At 70.8% G+C, this 15862-nt stretch carries 19 protein-coding genes, 1 tRNA gene and 1 riboswitch; of the genes, 6 read left to right on the forward strand and 14 right to left on the reverse strand.

Going from position 1 to position 15862, the window contains the following annotated elements; translation table 11 throughout:
- Positions 1–6: 6 nt before the first annotated feature.
- The 3 genes from ACZ3ZE_RS05200 to ACZ3ZE_RS05210 form a co-directional block, all read right to left on the reverse strand.
- On the reverse strand, positions 7–1122 hold the full coding sequence (locus ACZ3ZE_RS05200) for an ABC transporter ATP-binding protein (RefSeq protein ID WP_467257410.1): 1116 nt from the start codon (positions 1120–1122) through the stop codon (positions 7–9).
- A gap of 21 nt (positions 1123–1143) precedes the next feature.
- The gene (locus ACZ3ZE_RS05205; protein WP_361164605.1) at positions 1144–1923 is read right to left on the reverse strand and encodes an ABC transporter permease; all 780 of its coding nucleotides are present in this window, start codon (positions 1921–1923) and stop codon (positions 1144–1146) included.
- 202 nt (positions 1924–2125) lie between these two features.
- Positions 2126–2926: an ABC transporter permease gene (locus tag ACZ3ZE_RS05210; RefSeq protein ID WP_361164603.1), complete on the reverse strand. Its 801-nt coding sequence runs from the start codon at positions 2924–2926 to the stop codon at positions 2126–2128.
- A gap of 112 nt (positions 2927–3038) precedes the next feature.
- Between ACZ3ZE_RS05210 and ACZ3ZE_RS05215 the strand changes: the two genes are divergently transcribed.
- A complete protein-coding gene (locus ACZ3ZE_RS05215) occupies positions 3039–5495 on the forward strand; it encodes a transglycosylase domain-containing protein (protein ID WP_442304368.1) in 2457 nt (818 codons plus the stop codon).
- Here the strand turns inward: ACZ3ZE_RS05215 and ACZ3ZE_RS05220 are convergent.
- The 3 genes from ACZ3ZE_RS05220 to ACZ3ZE_RS05230 all read right to left on the reverse strand — a co-directional run bounded on the left by ACZ3ZE_RS05220 (position 5473) and on the right by ACZ3ZE_RS05230 (position 6692).
- Complete coding sequence (locus ACZ3ZE_RS05220) at positions 5473–5793, reverse strand: DMT family transporter (protein WP_043228159.1); 321 nt, start codon at positions 5791–5793, stop codon at positions 5473–5475. The genes ACZ3ZE_RS05215 and ACZ3ZE_RS05220 overlap by 23 nt on opposite strands.
- Before the next feature lie 33 nt (positions 5794–5826).
- Positions 5827–5899, reverse strand: a riboswitch (guanidine-III (ykkC-III) riboswitch).
- A 66-nt stretch (positions 5900–5965) separates the two neighbouring features.
- Positions 5966–6304: a GroES family chaperonin gene (locus ACZ3ZE_RS05225; RefSeq protein ID WP_351662752.1), complete on the reverse strand. Its 339-nt coding sequence runs from the start codon at positions 6302–6304 to the stop codon at positions 5966–5968.
- A gap of 67 nt (positions 6305–6371) precedes the next feature.
- A complete protein-coding gene (locus ACZ3ZE_RS05230; RefSeq protein ID WP_361164600.1) occupies positions 6372–6692 on the reverse strand; it encodes a DUF3618 domain-containing protein in 321 nt (106 codons plus the stop codon).
- Between the two features lie 142 nt (positions 6693–6834).
- Between ACZ3ZE_RS05230 and bcp the strand changes: the two genes are divergently transcribed.
- Positions 6835–7302 (forward strand): thioredoxin-dependent thiol peroxidase, encoded by a 468-nt coding sequence (gene bcp / locus ACZ3ZE_RS05235; protein ID WP_329420895.1) that lies wholly within the window; start codon positions 6835–6837, stop codon positions 7300–7302.
- Positions 7303–7353: 51 nt separating this feature from the next.
- Positions 7354–7437: transfer RNA gene (locus ACZ3ZE_RS05240), tRNA-Leu, on the forward strand.
- Positions 7438–7457: 20 nt separating this feature from the next.
- On the opposite strand, the gene rdgB is transcribed toward ACZ3ZE_RS05240, so the two are convergent.
- The 4 genes from rdgB to ACZ3ZE_RS05260 form a co-directional block, all read right to left on the reverse strand.
- On the reverse strand, positions 7458–8060 hold the full coding sequence (rdgB, locus tag ACZ3ZE_RS05245) for an RdgB/HAM1 family non-canonical purine NTP pyrophosphatase (protein WP_361162764.1): 603 nt from the start codon (positions 8058–8060) through the stop codon (positions 7458–7460).
- Between the two features lie 50 nt (positions 8061–8110).
- Positions 8111–8494, reverse strand: coding sequence for a hypothetical protein (locus tag ACZ3ZE_RS05250; protein ID WP_361162762.1), 384 nt, complete (start codon positions 8492–8494; stop codon positions 8111–8113).
- Between the two features lie 88 nt (positions 8495–8582).
- Complete coding sequence (rph, locus tag ACZ3ZE_RS05255) at positions 8583–9314, reverse strand: ribonuclease PH (RefSeq protein WP_361162760.1); 732 nt, start codon at positions 9312–9314, stop codon at positions 8583–8585.
- An 86-nt stretch (positions 9315–9400) separates the two neighbouring features.
- The gene (locus tag ACZ3ZE_RS05260) at positions 9401–9634 is read right to left on the reverse strand and encodes a PTS sugar transporter subunit IIB (RefSeq protein WP_018517946.1); all 234 of its coding nucleotides are present in this window, start codon (positions 9632–9634) and stop codon (positions 9401–9403) included.
- Positions 9635–9880: 246 nt separating this feature from the next.
- Here ACZ3ZE_RS05260 and ACZ3ZE_RS05265 point away from each other — a divergent pair, with 246 nt between their 5' ends.
- Both ACZ3ZE_RS05265 and ACZ3ZE_RS05270 read left to right on the forward strand, forming a co-directional pair.
- A complete protein-coding gene (locus tag ACZ3ZE_RS05265) occupies positions 9881–11182 on the forward strand; it encodes a PTS transporter subunit EIIC (protein ID WP_361162758.1) in 1302 nt (433 codons plus the stop codon).
- Positions 11183–11447: 265 nt separating this feature from the next.
- The gene (locus ACZ3ZE_RS05270) at positions 11448–12713 is read left to right on the forward strand and encodes a PTS transporter subunit EIIC (RefSeq protein WP_361622256.1); all 1266 of its coding nucleotides are present in this window, start codon (positions 11448–11450) and stop codon (positions 12711–12713) included.
- Between the two features lie 81 nt (positions 12714–12794).
- Here the strand turns inward: ACZ3ZE_RS05270 and ACZ3ZE_RS05275 are convergent, their stop codons facing one another.
- Positions 12795–13547 carry an MBL fold metallo-hydrolase gene (locus tag ACZ3ZE_RS05275; RefSeq protein ID WP_361622253.1) on the reverse strand — a complete coding sequence of 251 codons (753 nt, stop codon included), beginning with the start codon at positions 13545–13547 and terminating at the stop codon, positions 12795–12797.
- A 201-nt stretch (positions 13548–13748) separates the two neighbouring features.
- Here ACZ3ZE_RS05275 and ACZ3ZE_RS05280 point away from each other — a divergent pair, with 201 nt between their 5' ends.
- Complete coding sequence (locus ACZ3ZE_RS05280; protein WP_467257413.1) at positions 13749–14282, forward strand: type II toxin-antitoxin system PemK/MazF family toxin; 534 nt, start codon at positions 13749–13751, stop codon at positions 14280–14282.
- A 104-nt stretch (positions 14283–14386) separates the two neighbouring features.
- Here ACZ3ZE_RS05280 and ACZ3ZE_RS05285 read toward each other — a convergent pair whose 3' ends face one another.
- From ACZ3ZE_RS05285 to ACZ3ZE_RS05295, 3 genes are all read right to left on the reverse strand, one after another.
- A complete protein-coding gene (locus ACZ3ZE_RS05285) occupies positions 14387–15337 on the reverse strand; it encodes a PLP-dependent cysteine synthase family protein (RefSeq protein WP_329420912.1) in 951 nt (316 codons plus the stop codon).
- Between the two features lie 5 nt (positions 15338–15342).
- Positions 15343–15621, reverse strand: a complete 279-nt coding sequence (locus tag ACZ3ZE_RS05290) for a MoaD/ThiS family protein (RefSeq protein ID WP_361162750.1) — start codon at positions 15619–15621, stop codon at positions 15343–15345.
- A gap of 111 nt (positions 15622–15732) precedes the next feature.
- Positions 15733–15849 (reverse strand): putative leader peptide, encoded by a 117-nt coding sequence (locus ACZ3ZE_RS05295; RefSeq protein ID WP_338058663.1) that lies wholly within the window; start codon positions 15847–15849, stop codon positions 15733–15735.
- Positions 15850–15862: the final 13 nt, after the last annotated feature.

Genomic DNA, 15862 nt, shown 5'->3' on the forward strand with positions numbered 1-15862 from the left:
ACCTCCTTACCTCAGTGACTCCTGAGACGCACCCGGAGTTCCCCCGTACATCTTCGCGATCACCGCCTCGATGTCCGGCTCCCGTACGGAGAGGTCCACCAGCGGGTACGCCGCGGCCACCGCCGCCACCACCGGCGCCGCCGACGAGGCGGCCGGGATCGCCAGCCACTGGCGGGGGCCCTCCGCGCGGACGAAGCGGGCGCCCGGCACCGCGATCGGCGCCGATTCCCGCGCCAGGTCGACCACCAGCAGGCGCTCGCTGTCTCCGGCCGCGTGGAGGCCGGCGAGGTCCCCGTCGTACATCAGGCGCCCGTGGTCGATGACCATCACCCGGCTGCAGAGCTGTTCGATGTCGGTCAGGTCGTGGGTGGTGAGGAGGACCGTCGTGCCGCGGGTCGCGTTCAGCTCGCGCAGGAAGCCGCGGACCTTCGCCTTCGACACCACGTCCAGGCCGATCGTCGGCTCGTCCAGGTACAGCACGTCCGGGTCGTGCAGCAGCGCCGCCGCGATGTCCCCGCGCATCCGCTGCCCCAGGGAGAGCTGGCGCACCGGTACGTCGAGCAGGTCGCCGAGGTCGAGGAGTTCGACGCAGCGCGCGAGGTTCTCGGCGTAGCGGGCGTCGGGGATCCGGTACATGCGGTGGACCAGGGTGTACGAGTCGCGCAGCGGCAGGTCCCACCAGAGGGTGGTGCGCTGCCCGAAGACCACCCCGATCCGGCGGGCGAGCCGGGTGCGCTCCCGCGACGGGTCGATGCCGGCCACCCGCAGCCAGCCGCCGCTCGGGGTGAGGATGCCGGTCAGCATCTTGATCGTCGTGGACTTCCCGGCGCCGTTCGGGCCGATGTAGCCGACCATCTCCCCCTTCCCGACCGTGAAGGAGATGCCGTCTACCGCCCTGACCTCGCGCTTCTCACGGCGGAAGCCGCCTGCCCTGCGGCGGCGGACCGTGAAGACCTTCTCCAGGGAGTCCAGTTCGATGAAGGGGGACGTCACCGAGCCAGTTGCCAGGTCTGTCACCGGAACCCCCACTGGGCCGGTCGCCGCGTCCGTCACCGCGTCCCCCGTCGGGTCGGTCGCCGGGGCGCTCACCCGGTCTCTTTCCTGGTCCATCTCCTGTTCCACTTCCCGCTCCTTATGGATAGCTCAGCTTCCTGTCGATCGGTAGCTCCGCAGGCCCGTCCGCCACGCGAGGCCCGCCACCAGGCAGCACACCCCCGCGACCAGCGGCGACAGGAACGCCGTCCACCCCGGCACCCCCGCCGGCGGCGTCCTCCCCAGGACGTACAGGGCGGGCAGCCAGTTGACGAAGGCGAGCGGTACGACGAAGACGACGCCCCGCACCAGGTCCTGGGCGAAGATCGTCGGCGGGTACTGGAGCATCGTGTTGCCGCCGTACGTGAACGAGCTGGTCACCTCGGCCGCGTCCTGAAGCCAGAACAGGGTGGAGGCGCCCAGCACCATCAGCGCGGCGAAGATCAGCGCGCCGCTCAGCAGCATCACCGGCACCAGGAGCACCTTCAGCGGCGTCCACTCCACGCCCTCCAGGAGCACCAGGCCCCAGACCAGGACCAGCAGCCCCTGCACGATCCGCCCGAGCCGCCGCAGCGCGAAACGGTCGGCCGCGACCTGCGCGAGCACCGGCGCCGGGCGCAGCAGGAACGTGTCGAGGGAGCCGTCGCGCACCCGCTTGCCCATCCGCGGCAGCGAGCCCATCACCAGGTCGGCGAGGCCGAACGAGGTGCCCGCCGTCCCGTACAGGAACGCGACCTCCGCGAACGAGAAGCCGCCGAGCCCCCGGACCTGGCCGAACATCAGGAGGATGACGACGAAGTCGAAGAAGGTGACGAGGAGGGAGGAGAGGAGGGTCAGGGCGAAGGAGGAGCGGTACGTGAGGGTGGATCGGATCCACATCCCCGCCACCATGCGGTACGTCCGCCACGACTCGCCCACCCGGCTGCCCGGGGGCCACGAGTCCCCCACACCCGCCTGCTCCCCCACACCGGCCCGCTCCCCGACACCGGCCCGCTCCCCGACACCGGCCCGCTCGGTCCGCCCAGACCGCTCGGTCCGCTCGGTCCGCCCAGACCCCTCAGTCCCCTCAGCCCGCTCAACCTTCCCCGTCCACTCACCCACCCTGCACCACCACCTTCCGCGTAGCCGCCGCCTGCACCGCACGGCCCGTGGCCAGCAGGACGGCCGCCCAGCAGCCCTGGAACGCGTACGCCCCCAGCAGTCCCCAGCCCTCGTACCGCCCCAGGTACACATCGGCCGGCACCTGGAGCATCGAGGCCCAGGGGAGGACCCGCGCGAGTTCGCCCAGGGCGCCGGGGAAGACGCTGAGCGGGAGCAGCATCCCGGAGAAGAACAGGCCGCCCAGCCAGGCCACCTGGAGCACGCCCTGGCCGTCGAGGAGCCAGAAGGCGCTCATCGCCACCAGGTACCAGATGGCGAAGCTGACGATCGCGCCGAGCGTCACCGAGCCGAGGAAGGCGAGCCAGGTCCAGGGGCCGTCCGGCAGGGTCACGTCGAAGACGAGGGCGCCGAAGACCATGGGGGCGATCCCGCGGCCGAGCAGCTGGTAGGCCGCGCGGCCCAGGTTCGCGGCGAACCACCAGGCCTGGAGGTCGGCGGGCCGGTAGAGGTCGACGGCGATGTCGCCGGTCCTGATCCGCTCGATCAGCTCCTCCTCGAAACCGCCGCCCATCAGCCCGCAGACGGTGATGAGGGCCTGGCCGATCCACACATAGGCGAGGGCGTCCGCCCGGTCGTACCCGCCGAGCGTGGGACGCACGTCCCAGAGGGCGATGTACGTGTACGACAGGATGAAGCCGAAGACGGTGTTGGTGAACACCCCCGCCGCCGTGGCCACCCGGTAGGTGGCATGGCGCCTGAACCCACCGGCGGCGACGGTCGCGTAGAGCCGCAGCATGTCCCCTGCTCCCTCCGGTCGGTCACCTCGCGCAAAGGGCCCGACCTTAGGGGGACTTCCCGTGCCGTCGCGACCGCTTTTCCGGCCCATGCGGGCAGGATGTACTGTTATGTGCCCTTCGTCCGGTAGGTCATCCGGTAGGTCAGCTGGTGAGTCATCTGGCAGGTCGTCCAGTACGCCGCCCGGTGCGCGCGAGGTCCGGTCCGCCGGGTCCTCCTGGGAGCCCAGGGACCCGACCGTCCCGGCCGCGCCCCCGCCGCGCGGGCGTCGCCCCCGCCGCCTCCTGCGGCGGCTGCTCGGGCTCGTCGTCCTCGGCGGCCTGCTGCTGCTCGGCTGCCTGGTCGCCGGCTATCTCCTCGTGGACATCCCGCCCGCCAACGCCACGGCGGTCGCCCAGTCCAACCTGTTCCTGTACCGCGACGGCAGCCAGATCGCCCGCGACGGCGAGGTCGACCGGGAGAACGTGAGCCTGGCGCGGATCCCGGCCGGGGTCCAGCACGCCGTGCTCGCTGCCGAGGACCGCGACTTCCACACCTCGCCCGCGGTCGACCCGCGGGCCATGGTCCGCGCCACCTGGAACACCCTCACCGGCAAGGGCCGCCAGTCCGGCTCGACCATCACCCAGCAGTACGTCAAGAACTACTACCTGGGCCAGGAGCAGACCCTCACCCGCAAGGCGAAGGAGTTCTTCATCGCGATCAAGCTGGGCCGCGAGAAGAGCAAGGAGGAGATCCTGGAGGGGTACCTGAACACCAGCTACTTCGGGCGCAACGCGTACGGGATCCAGGCCGCCGCCCGCGCCTACTACGGCAAGGACGCCAAGGACCTGGACACCGCCGAGGGCGCGTACCTCGCCTCGCTGCTCAACGCGCCCAACGCGTACGACGTCGCCGCCCACCCCGAGAACCGGCCGCGGGCGCTCGCGCGCTGGCGGTACGTCCTGGGCGGCATGGTCAAGGAGGGCTGGCTGTCCCCCGCCGCCCGCGCCGCCGCCGTCTTCCCCACCCCGCAGCCGGCCCGGCCCTCGACGGGTCTCTCCGGGCAGCGCGGCTACCTCGTACAGGCGGTCGAGCAGTACCTGACCGAGCGCGGGATCGTCGACGAGAAGACCCTGGCCGCCGGCGGCTTCCGGATCACCACCACCCTGGAACGGGCCAAGCAGGACGCCTTCGTGCAGGCCGTCGACGAGCACGTGAACACGAAGCTGGACCCGGCGCGCAACCCCGCCGACCGGTACGTACGGGTCGGGGGCGCGGCCGTCGAACCGGCGAGCGGCCGGGTCGTCGCCCTCTACGGGGGCATCGACTACACCCGGCAGTTCGTCAACAACGCCACCCGCCGCGACTACCAGGTCGGCTCCACCTTCAAGCCCTTCGTCCTCGCCGCGGCACTCCAGCACGGCGCACTGACCCAGGAGGGTGAACGGATCACGCCGAACACCTTCTACGACGGCGACAACCGGCGGCCGGTCCAGGGGTGGAACGGGACCTCCTACGACCCGGCCAACGAGGACGACACGAGCTACGGCGACATCACCGTGCGGACCGCCACCGACCGTTCGGTGAACGCGGTGTACGCGCAGATGGCCGTCGACGTCGGCCCGGGGCGGGTCCGCGAGGCCGCGGTCGCGCTCGGCCTGCCCGGGAACACCCCGGACCTCACCTCCTCCCCCTCCATCGCGCTCGGCCCGGCCACGGCGAGCGTCCTGGACCTGGCGCAGGCGTACGCGACGCTCGCCAACCACGGCTCCCACGGCACGTACACCCTGGTCGAGCGGGTCGCCCGGGACGGCGAGGAGCTGGAGCTGCCGGGCGCGGCCGGTCCGGCCGGGGCGCGGGTGGCGATCGGGCGCGAGGCGGCCGACACGACGACGTCCGTGCTGCGGAGCGTCGTCCAGGCCGGCACCGGAACGGCGGCCCTCGCGGCCGGGCGTCCGGCGGCGGGCAAGACGGGCACGGCGGAGGACGACAAGGCGGCCTGGTTCGCCGGCTACACCCCGGAGCTCGCGACGGTGGTGGCGATGATGGGCCAGGACCCGGAATCGGGCCGGCAGGAGCCGCTGTACGGGGCGCTGGGCCAGCCCCGGATCAGCGGGGGCGGGGCGCCCGCCGAGATCTGGGGCCAGTTCACCCGGGAGGCGCTCTCCGGGGTCGCGCCGAAGGAGTTCGACCTGCGGCTCCTGGAGGGCGCCGAGGAGCAGCCGGTGGTGCCGCCGGTGCCGGACGTCCCGGACGGGGCACAGGGCTTGGAGGGACCGGGCGCGTCCGACCGCAGGCCGCCGCGCGGGCCGGCGGCGCCGAGGGGCGGGGCGGGGCAGGGACGTGAGCCGGGACGGGAGCCCGTGCGAGAGCTCATGGGGGAGCCGGTACGGGAGCCCATGCGAGATCCCGTACGGGAGCCCGCGCGGGCACCCGTACCGGAGCCCGCCCGCGAGCCCGTACGGGAACCCGTACCGCTTCCCGTACGGGAGGCGCCCTCGGTGGCCTCGGCGCCCCCGATGGCGACGGGCCCGGGGGCCGGGCCGGAAGCGGGTCCGCCGCAGGTCAGTGACCCGAGGTGGCCTTGAGGCCGACCACGGCCACCAGCAGCAGACAGACGAAGAAGATACGGGCGGCGGTCGCCGGTTCACCGAGCACCACCATGCCGAGCACCGCCGCACCGGCCGCGCCGATGCCGACCCACACGCCGTACGCCGTGCCGATCGGCAGGGTCTTGGCGGCCTGCGAGAGCAGCAGCATCGAGGCGACGATCCCGGCGCCCGTGAAGACGCTGGGCCAGAGACGGGTGAAGCCCTCGGTGTACTTCATGCCGATCGACCAGCCGACCTCAAGAAGACCGGCAACGATGAGAAGGACCCAGGCCATGAGACGAACACCTCCGCGAGACGGAACAACAGGGGTGCGTCGTCTTGTCGTCAAGCCCGGTACGGCGCGTCTCGTCGGGTGTCCCCAGCTTAGCAAAGGGGAAGCAAAAGGCCTGGTGACACCGGTCACCAGGCCTTCGATCACGGCAATCGGCCACAGCCACGGGCCACGGCTACAGGTACAGCCCCGTCGAGTCGGACTGCCCCTGGAAACGGTCGGCGGCGACCGCGTGCAGGTCGCGCTCGCGCATCAGGACGTACGCGACGCCCCGCACCTCGACCTCGGCGCGGTCCTCGGGGTCGTACAGGACCCGGTCACCGATCTCGACGGTCCGGACGTTCTGCCCGACCGCGACCACCTCGGCCCAGGCCAGCCGGCGACCGACGGCCGCGGTCGCCGGAATCAGGATGCCGCCGCCCGAGCGCCGTTCCCCTTCCGGGCTGTCGGTACGGACCAGGACCCGGTCGTGGAGCATCCGGATGGGCAGCTTGTCGTGGGTGTTGTCGCTCACGACTCGAACCTACCTGCCCCGGCGTGTCGCCCGTACCCGGGACGGGTCGGCCGGGGTGGTCCCGGCCTCAGTCCTTGTGCTTGCGGGCGGACGCGGCGATCAGCCCGACGACCGCGACGGCCACCAGGGCCGCCGGCACCACGCGCTCCAGGCGGGGCGCGCCGTCCTCGTGGGTGAAGCGGGCCTTCACGTCGGACACGACGCGGTTGACCGCGACGAAGGCGCGGCCGGCGGTGTGGTCGACCGTGGCGGCGACCTTCGCCTTCGCGTCGCCGATGATCGTCTTCGGGTGCACCCGAATGCCGATCTCGTCGAGAGTGACGGCGAGCTGCTCGCGTCGGCGGACGATGTCCGCTTCGATCTGCGCAGGGGTCCTGGCGTCCGACACCGCGCTGCCTCCGTAGTCGTGTACCGGCGAGTACCGGTGTGTTCCGGTCATGGATGGACAGTCTGTCAGCTTCCTTGCCCGCAGGTCGTCCCCGACCCCCATTAGGCTCTGAACGCGTACGCGAACATTCCCGAGGAGAGCCATGAGCGAGCGACTGCAGCCCGGCGACACCGCCCCCGCCTTCACCCTTCCCGACGCGGACGGCAACGAGGTCTCCCTCGCGGACCACAAGGGCCGCAAGGTCATCGTCTACTTCTACCCGGCCGCCCTGACCCCCGGCTGCACCAAGCAGGCCTGCGACTTCACGGACAACCTGGAGCTGCTGGCCGGTGCGGGCTACGACGTCATCGGCGTGTCCCCGGACAAGCCGGAGAAGCTGGCGAAGTTCCGCGACAAGGAGAACCTGAAGGTCACGCTGGTCGGCGACCCGGAGAAGCAGGTCCTGGAGGCGTACGGCGCCTTCGGCGAGAAGAAGCTGTACGGCAAGGTCGTGACCGGCGTGATCCGGTCGACCGTCGTCGTCGACGAGGAGGGCAAGGTGGAACGCGCCCTCTACAACGTGAAGGCGACCGGCCATGTCGCCAAGATCATCAAGGACCTGGGGATCTGAACCCGGTCCTGTGACGGAGCCTGCCCGGCCAGTAGCATGGCCGGGCAGCGAGCGGCCGTGGTGGAATTGGCAGTCACGCTGGGTTTAGGTCCCAGTGGGGTAAAACCCGTGGGGGTTCGAGTCCCCCCGGCCGCACTCACGTACACGTCCGAGCGTCATCCGAGCAGTTCCCGCACCACCGGCGCCAGGGCCCGGAAGGCCTTGCCGCGGTGGCTGATCGCGTTCTTCTGCGCTGGTGTCAGCTCGGCGCAGGTGATCTCGTACCCCTCCGGCTGGAGGATCGGGTCGTAGCCGAAGCCGTTGGTGCCGACGGGGGCGTGGCGCAGGGTGCCCGGCATGCGGCCCTCGACGACGCGTTCGGTGCCGTCGGGCAGGGCGAGGGCGGCGGCGCAGGCGAAGTGGGCGGCGCGGTGGGCGTCGTCGATGTCGGAGAGCTGGGCGAGCAGCAGGTCCAGGTTGGCCTTGTCGTCGCCGTGCCGGCCGGCCCAGCGGGCCGAGAAGATGCCGGGGGCGCCGTTCAGGACCTCGACGCAGAGTCCGGAGTCGTCGGCGACGGCGGGCAGGCCGGTGGCCTGGGCCAGGGCGTGGGCCTTGAGGAGGGCGTTCTCGGCGAAGGTGACGCCGGTCTCCTTGACGTCGGGGATCTCGGGGTACGCGTCGGCGCCGACGAGCTCGTGGTGGAGTCCGGCGTCGGCGAGGATCGCACGCAGTTCGGTGATCTTGCCCGCGTTGCGGGTGGCGAGGATCAGACGGGTCATGCACCGATTATCGGGGCCGCCGCGGTGGTCCCGGGCGGCCCCCGGTCGGGCTAGCCCGGTGTGCAGACCTTGCCGACCTCCGTGGCCGCGTCCGTGATCGGCTTGATGTCGGGGGTGGTGTCGCCGTTCTTGACCGCCGTGCGGACGGAGTCGACGCCCTTGGTGAGGTCGTCGACCGCCTTGGACAGGTCCGCGTTGTCCGTCGTGTTCTTGAGGTTGCCCAGCTCCGTGTCGATGCTGTTCAGGGCCTCCTCGATCTGGGTCGGGTCGTTGGAGGCGCTGGAGACGGCCTGCGACAGCTTGTCGACCGAGGTGGCGATGGCGTCGGCGGTCTTGACGCAGTCCATGGCCTTGTCGAGCGCACCGCAGCCGACCAGGCCGGTGAGTGCGGCGGCGGTGGCGACGGCGAGCGCTATGGAGCGGCGGCGCTTCAAGAGTTGGGTCCTCCCCCTCGTACTGCGTGTCTGGACGGGGCGCACGGTTCGACCCGTGCGCCCGTATCCAGACAGACGCCGGAGACCCTCAGAGAGTTCCTTCGAGCGCCTTGCGCTGGATCTCGGCCAGTTCGGCGCAGCCGCCGGAGGCCAGGTCGAGGAGGGCGTTGAGCTCCTTGCGGTCGAAGGGCTCGGCCTCGGCGGTGCCCTGGACCTCCACGAAGCGGCCGTCGCCGGTGCAGACGACGTTCATGTCGGTGTCGGCGCGGACGTCCTCCTCGTAGCAGAGGTCGAGGAGCGGGGCGCCGTCGACGATGCCGACGGAGACGGCGGAGACGGTGCCGGTGAGGGGCTTGCGGCCGGCCTTGACCAGCTTCTTGTTCTGCGCCCAGGCGACGGCGTCGGCGAGGGCGACGTACGCGCCGGTGATGGCGGCCGTGCGGGTGCCGCCGTCGGCCTGGAGGACGTCGCAGTCGAGGACGATGGTGTTCTCGCCGAGCGCCTTGTAGTCGATGACGGCGCGCAGGGAGCGTCCGATGAGGCGGGAGATCTCGTGGGTGCGGCCGCCGATCTTGCCGCGCACGGACTCGCGGTCGCCGCGGGTGTTGGTGGAGCGGGGCAGCATCGAGTACTCGCCGGTGACCCAGCCCTCGCCGCTGCCCTTGCGCCAGCGCGGGACGCCCTCGGTGACGGAGGCGGTGCAGAAGACCTTCGTGTCGCCGAAGGAGACGAGGACGGAGCCCTCGGCGTGCTTGCTCCATCCGCGTTCGATGGTGACGGGGCGGAGCTGTTCGGGGGTACGGCCGTCGATACGAGACATGGGACGAGCGTAGCCGTAGCTGACGAAGGGCCCGTTCCCCTGCCGGAACGGGCCCTCGTCGATGTGTCAGTCGCGGGTACGACCGCTCACATCATGTCTTCGATGTCCGCGGCGATCGGGTCCGCGTCGGTGCCGATGACGACCTGGATGGCGGTGCCCATCTTCACGACGCCGTGGGCGCCGGCGGCCTTGAGGGCGGCCTCGTCGACCTTGGACGGGTCGATGACCTCGGTGCGGAGGCGGGTGATGCAGCCCTCGACCTCTTCGATGTTCTCGATACCGCCGAGCCCGGCGACGATCTTCTCAGCCTTGCTGGCCATGTGTTTCTCCCTGTCCGTTCCGTTCAAAGAACGTGAGTCTCGGCGCACCGATGGTCCGCTTTGTCACGGTAACCCACGGTTGGACCAGTCTCGCGAGCGAAGTCCGCCGTTCTGCCGAATGATGACGATCACCGGCGGCCTGCCCTCGATCGGCCCCGGGGAGCCTATCGCAACTGGTCTACACCAGTGTGAACGAGAGCCGGACCCGGATTGTTCCGGAGCCGCGTCGGGTCAGGGAGGACGCCGATGAGCAGTACGAGCGCCGCAGCCGCACCGAAGAAATCGCTTTGGGGCGGCTTCTTCCAGGGGCTGCAGAAGATGGGCCGCAGCCTGCAGCTGCCCATCGCCGTCCTCCCCGCGGCCGGCATCATCGGCCGGCTCGGCCAGCCGGACGTCTTCGGCGCCGAGGGCCTGGGCTGGACCGACGTGGCCCGGGTGATGGCGGGAGCGGGTGGCGCGCTGCTCGACGCCGACCTCGGCCTTCCCCTTCTCTTCTGCATCGGCGTCGCGATCGGCATGGCGAAGAAGGCGGACGGCTCCACCGCCCTCGCCGCCGTGGCCGGTTTCCTCGTCTACCGGGGCGTACTGCACGCCTTCCCCAAGGCCTGCCCGGCCGGCACCAAGGACATCAACGGCGGCTGCCTCGGCGCGGGCGACACCTTCGCCGGGTACACGTACCAGAACCCCGGCGTCTTCGGCGGCATCATCATGGGCCTGCTGGCCGCCTACCTCTGGCAGCGCTACCACCGGGTGAAGCTGGTCGACTGGCTCGGCTTCTTCAACGGGCGCCGGCTCGTCCCGATCATCATGGCCTTCGTCGGCATCGCCTTCGCCGCCCTCTGCCTCTGGATCTGGCCGCCGATCGGCGACGCCCTGGAGAGCTTCAGCGACTGGCTGGTCGGGCTCGGCTCCTGGGGCTCGGGCATCTTCGGCGTGGCCAACCGCGCGCTGCTGGTCATCGGCCTGCACCAGTTCCTCAACGTGCCGGTCTGGTTCCAGTTCGGCTCGTACACCAAGCCGGACGGCACGGTGGTGCACGGTGACATCAGCATGTTCCTGGCGGGCGACCCCGCCGCCGGTCAGTTCACCTCCGGCTTCTTCCCCATCATGATGTTCGCCCTGCCGGCCGCCGCGCTGGCCATGACCCACTGCGCCAAGCCGCACCGGCGCAAGGAGGTCGGCGGCCTGATGCTCTCGGTCGGCCTGACCTCGTTCGTCACGGGCATCACCGAGCCGATCGAGTACTCGTTCCTCTTCATCGCCCCGCTGCTCTACGCGATCCACGCGGTGCTGACCGGTGTGTCGATGGCGGTGACCTGGGCGTTCGGCGTCCATGACGGCTTCAGCTTCTCGGCCGGCCTGATCGACTACGTGATCAACTGGGGCCTCGCGACCAAGCCGTGGCTGATCATCCCGATCGGCCTGTGCTTCGCCGTCGTCTATTACGCGATCTTCCGGTTCGCGATCACCAAGTTCAACCTTGCGACTCCGGGCCGCGAACCGGATGAGCTGGAGGAGGAACTGGAGCGGGACAACACGAAGGCGTAACCCCGCTCCCCAGGCTCTCCCGGCGGCCTTTCGGCCCGCCCACAAGGCCCTCGGACCTCACGGTCCGGGGGCCTTATGTCGTCGGTTGTCCGGCTATGGCTGAGCCCACAAAATTCGAAGGTTCCTTATCTAAGTCACACGTGCTAAAACTGGTCTACACCATTAATTGGTGTAGACCACGCGGTCCAGACCACCGCGTTCCACGAGACGCCGCCGTCACCCCCTTACTGTCCTCTGGCGGCGCCTTGCCTACTGGAGGAAGTTGATGAGTACGGCCACCGCCCAGGCCGCCGCTCCCGCGAAGAAGCGCGGATCCGGCCTGTTCCAGGGCCTGCAGAAGGTCGGTCGCAGCCTGCAGCTGCCGATCGCCGTACTGCCGGCCGCGGGTATTCTGCTCCGCCTCGGTCAGCCCGACGTGTTCGGCAAGGACGGGCTCGGATGGGACAAGGTCGCCTCCGTGTTCGCCACGGCCGGCGGTGCTGTCTTCGACAACCTGCCGCTGCTCTTCTGCATCGGCGTCGCCATCGGCTTCGCCAAGAAGGCCGACGGCTCGACCGCCCTCGCCGCCCTCGTCGGCTTCCTGGTCTACAGCAACGTCCTCAAGGCCTTCCCGGTCACCGAGGCCGTGATCAACACGACCGCCAACAAGGGTGTCGACGTCGCCGCGACGTACAACAACCCGGGCGTGCTCGGCGGCATCCTCATGGGTCTGCTCTCCGCGGTCCTGTGGCAGCGCTTCCACCGCACCAAGCTGGTCGACTGGCTCGGCTTCTTCAACGGCCGCCGCCTGGTCCCGATCATCATGGCCTTCGTCGGCACCGCCGTCGGCGTGATCTTCGGCCTGGTCTGGGAGCCGATCGGTGAGGGCATCTCCAACTTCGGCGAGTGGATGACCGGCCTCGGCGCCGGTGGCGCCGGCCTCTTCGGTCTCATCAACCGCGCGCTGATCCCCGTCGGCATGCACCAGTTCGTGAACACCGTCTCCTGGTTCCAGATCGGCGACTTCACCAACGCCGCCGGCGAGGTCGTCCACGGCGACCTGAACCGCTTCTTCGCCGGTGACCCGAGCGCCGGAATCTTCATGTCGGGCTTCTTCCCGATCATGATGTTCGGCCTCCCGGCCGCCGCCATCGCCATCGCCCACGCCGCTCGCCCCGAGCGCCGCAAGGCCGTCATGGGCATGATGGTGTCCCTCGCGCTGACCTCCTTCGTCACCGGTATCACGGAGCCGATCGAGTTCACCTTCATGTTCATCGCGCCGGTCCTGTACGCGATCCACGCCGTCCTGACCGCCGTCTCGATGGCCGTCACCTGGGCCTTCGGCGTCCACGCCGGCTTCACCTTCTCCGCCGGTGGCATCGACTACCTGCTGAACTGGAACCTGGCGACCAAGCCGTGGCTGATCATCCCGATCGGTCTCGTCTTCGCGGCGATCTACTACGTCGTCTTCCGCTTCGCCATCGTCAAGTTCAACCTCCCCACCCCGGGCCGCGAGCCCGAGGAGGAGATCGAGGACCTCACCAAGGCGTGAGCCCCCGCCCGCACCCCCGTGCGACGGAAGGCCCCGGAACCCTCAGGGTTCCGGGGCCTTCCCCGTTCTCGCGGCGCGACCTCAGATCTCGTACACCGCACCCGCGTACGCCAGCTCCGCCGGTCCCTTGTACACCTCGCGCGCGTCCGCCAGGTTCCGCTCGCCGTCCGTCCACGGGGGGATGTGGGTCAGCACCAGACGCCCGGCGTCGGCGCGGGCGGCCTGGGCGCCGGCCTCGCGGCCGTTGAGGTGGAGGGCCGGGATGTCCTCCTTGCCGTGGGTGAAGGAGGCCTCGCACAGGAAGAGGTCCGCCCCGCGCGCCAGTTCGTCCAGCGCGTCGCACACCCCGGTGTCGCCGGAGTAGGTGAGCGTACGGCCGCCGTGCTCGACGCGGATCGCGTACGCCTCGACCGGGTGGCACACCTTCTCCGTACGCACGGAGAACGGGCCGATCTCGAAGGCGGCCGACTTCAGTGTGTGGAAGTCGAAGACCTCGCTCATCGCGGTCGGCGACGGCGTGTCCGCGTACGCCGTGGTCAGCCGCTGCTCCGCGCCCTCCGGGGCGTACACGGGGAGGGCCTCGCAGCGGCCGCCCTCGTGGCGGTAGTACCGCGCGACGAAGTAGCCGCACATGTCGATGCAGTGGTCGGCGTGCAGATGGCTGAGGAAGATCGCGTCCAGGTCGTACAGACCGATGTGGCGCTGCAGCTCGCCCAGGGCACCGTTGCCCATGTCGAGGAGCAGCCGGAAGCCGTCGGCCTCTACGAGGTAGCTCGAACAGGCCGAATCCGCGGACGGGAACGACCCTGAGCAGCCGACGACGGTGAGCTTCATGGAGCGTGAACCTCCGTGGACGGGTGCGGGGAAGCGCGCGAAGAGGGGAGGTCGTGCGATCTGTCGAGCGTACGGCGCGCTACGGCCCGTCGCTCCTCCGTGGCGGCCCGTTGTGGGCGAACTCACGGGCTCTGTCACCGGTTCGGATGGATGGCGGGGCGCCCGGGCGGGGCGCGGGGCCCGACGGTACGGTCTTGAGGTATGGACACGTCATGGTGGCCCGCGCTGGTCGCGGTCGTGGTGATCGCACTGGTCGTGGCGCTCGCCGACGGGCGGCGCCGCTCGGGCCGCCGCCCCCTGGGCCGGAGCCGCCCGCCCGCCCGGCCGACCCGTCCGGGTCCGCGCGGGAGGGCCCCCTATGGGAAGGCGCCCCGCGGCAAGGCCCCCACGGGCAGGCCCCCGACCGCCGGCCGGGCCCCGGCGCGGGCGCCGCGGCCGGGTGAGATCTGGTGGGCGGAGGTGCCGTTCGAGGACGGTCCGGGCGCGAAGGACCGGCCGTGCCTGGTCCTGGGGCTGCGCGGGGACAGCGCGCTGGTCGCCAAGATCACCAGCAAGTACCACGACGAGCGCCCCGGGGTGATCGCGCTGCCGCCGGGCTCGGTGGGCGACGCGCAGGGCCGGCCCAGCTTCCTGGAGACGGACGAGCTGCGGGACGTGCCGGTGGCCGACTTCCGCCGCAGAGTGGGGACGGCGGACCCGGTGGTCTGGGACCAGGTCCGCCATCTGGCGCACTGAACGGCCCGGACGGCCGCGCGGGCGCCGGGTCATGTCCGGGTAGTCCCGCCTGGCGCGCGGCCGACGGCGCTGCTTTCCGGAGACGACCTGCGCCCGGAGACGACCTACGCCCAGAGCTGGTCCTGCACCGCCGCGATCGCCTCTTCGGTGGTCGCCGCCGTGTAGAGGCCGGTCGACAGGTACTTCCAGCCGCCGTCCGCGACGACGAAGACGATGTCGGCGCTCTCGCCCGCCTTGACCGCCTTGTTGCCGACGCCGATGGCCGCGTGCAGGGCCGCGCCGGTGGAGACGCCCGCGAAGATGCCCTCCTGCTGGAGCAGGTCGCGGGTGCGGGTGACCGCGTCGGCCGAACCGACCGAGAAGCGGGTGGTGAGGACGGAGGCGTCGTACAGCTCGGGGACGAAGCCCTCGTCGAGGTTGCGCAGGCCGTAGACCAGGTCGTCGTAGCGCGGTTCGGCGGCGACGATCTTGACGTCGGGCTTGTGCTCGCGCAGGTAGCGGCCGACGCCCATCAGGGTGCCGGTGGTGCCGAGGCCCGCCACGAAGTGGGTGATGGACGGGAGGTCGGCCAGGATCTCGGGGCCGGTGCCGGCGTAGTGCGCGCCCGCGTTGTCCGGGTTGCCGTACTGGTAGAGCATCACCCAGGACGGGTTCTCGGCGGCGAGCTCCTTGGCGACGCGGACCGCCGTGTTGGAGCCGCCCGCCGCGGGGGACGAGACGATCTCGGCTCCCCACATGGCGAGCAGCTGGCGGCGCTCCTCGCTGGTGTTCTCCGGCATGACGCACACGATGCGGTAGCCCTTGAGCTTGGCCGCCATGGCGAGCGAGATGCCGGTGTTGCCGCTGGTGGGCTCCAGGATGGTGCAGCCCGGGGTGAGCCGGCCGTCCTTCTCCGCCTGCTCGATCATGTGGAGCGCGGGGCGGTCCTTGACCGAGCCGGTGGGGTTGCGGTCCTCCAGCTTGGCCCAGATGCGGACGTCGTCCGAGGGGGACAGCCGCGGCAGCCGGACCAGGGGCGTGTTGCCGACCGCCGCCAGCGGGGAGTCGTAGCGCATGTGGATCAGACCATGCCACCCGCGACCGCGGGCAGGATCGTGACGTTGTCGCCGTCGGTGAGCTTGGTGTCGATGCCGTCGAGGAAGCGGACGTCCTCGTCGTTCAGGTAGACGTTGACGAAGCGGCGCAGCTTGCCGCCGTCCACGATGCGGGCCTCGATGCCGGCGTGGCGGGTCTCCAGGTCGGCGAAGAGCTCGGCGAGGGTCTCACCGCTGCCCTCGACGGCCTTGGCGCCGTCGGTGTAGGTGCGGAGGATGGTCGGGACGCGGACCTCGATGGCCATGGGGTGGGCTCCTGTCGGAAGGGGCTCGGAAGGACGGGTGGCGTACTGGCGCGCGGCTCTGGCCCCCGCGCGGGGGGTCTTGCGTGGGTGAGGTGCGCCCGGCCCGGTCGTTCAGAGCGCGGCGCGCGGCGTACAGATCGCGCTGGCGAGGCGGCACAGGTCGACGTGCAGGCGCGCGACGAGCAGGGGTGTGCCCGGCGTCTCTTCGCTCACGTCGTGGGAAACCATGCGCTCATCGTAT

It is taken from the genome of Streptomyces sp. NPDC023157, from assembly GCF_055560575.1.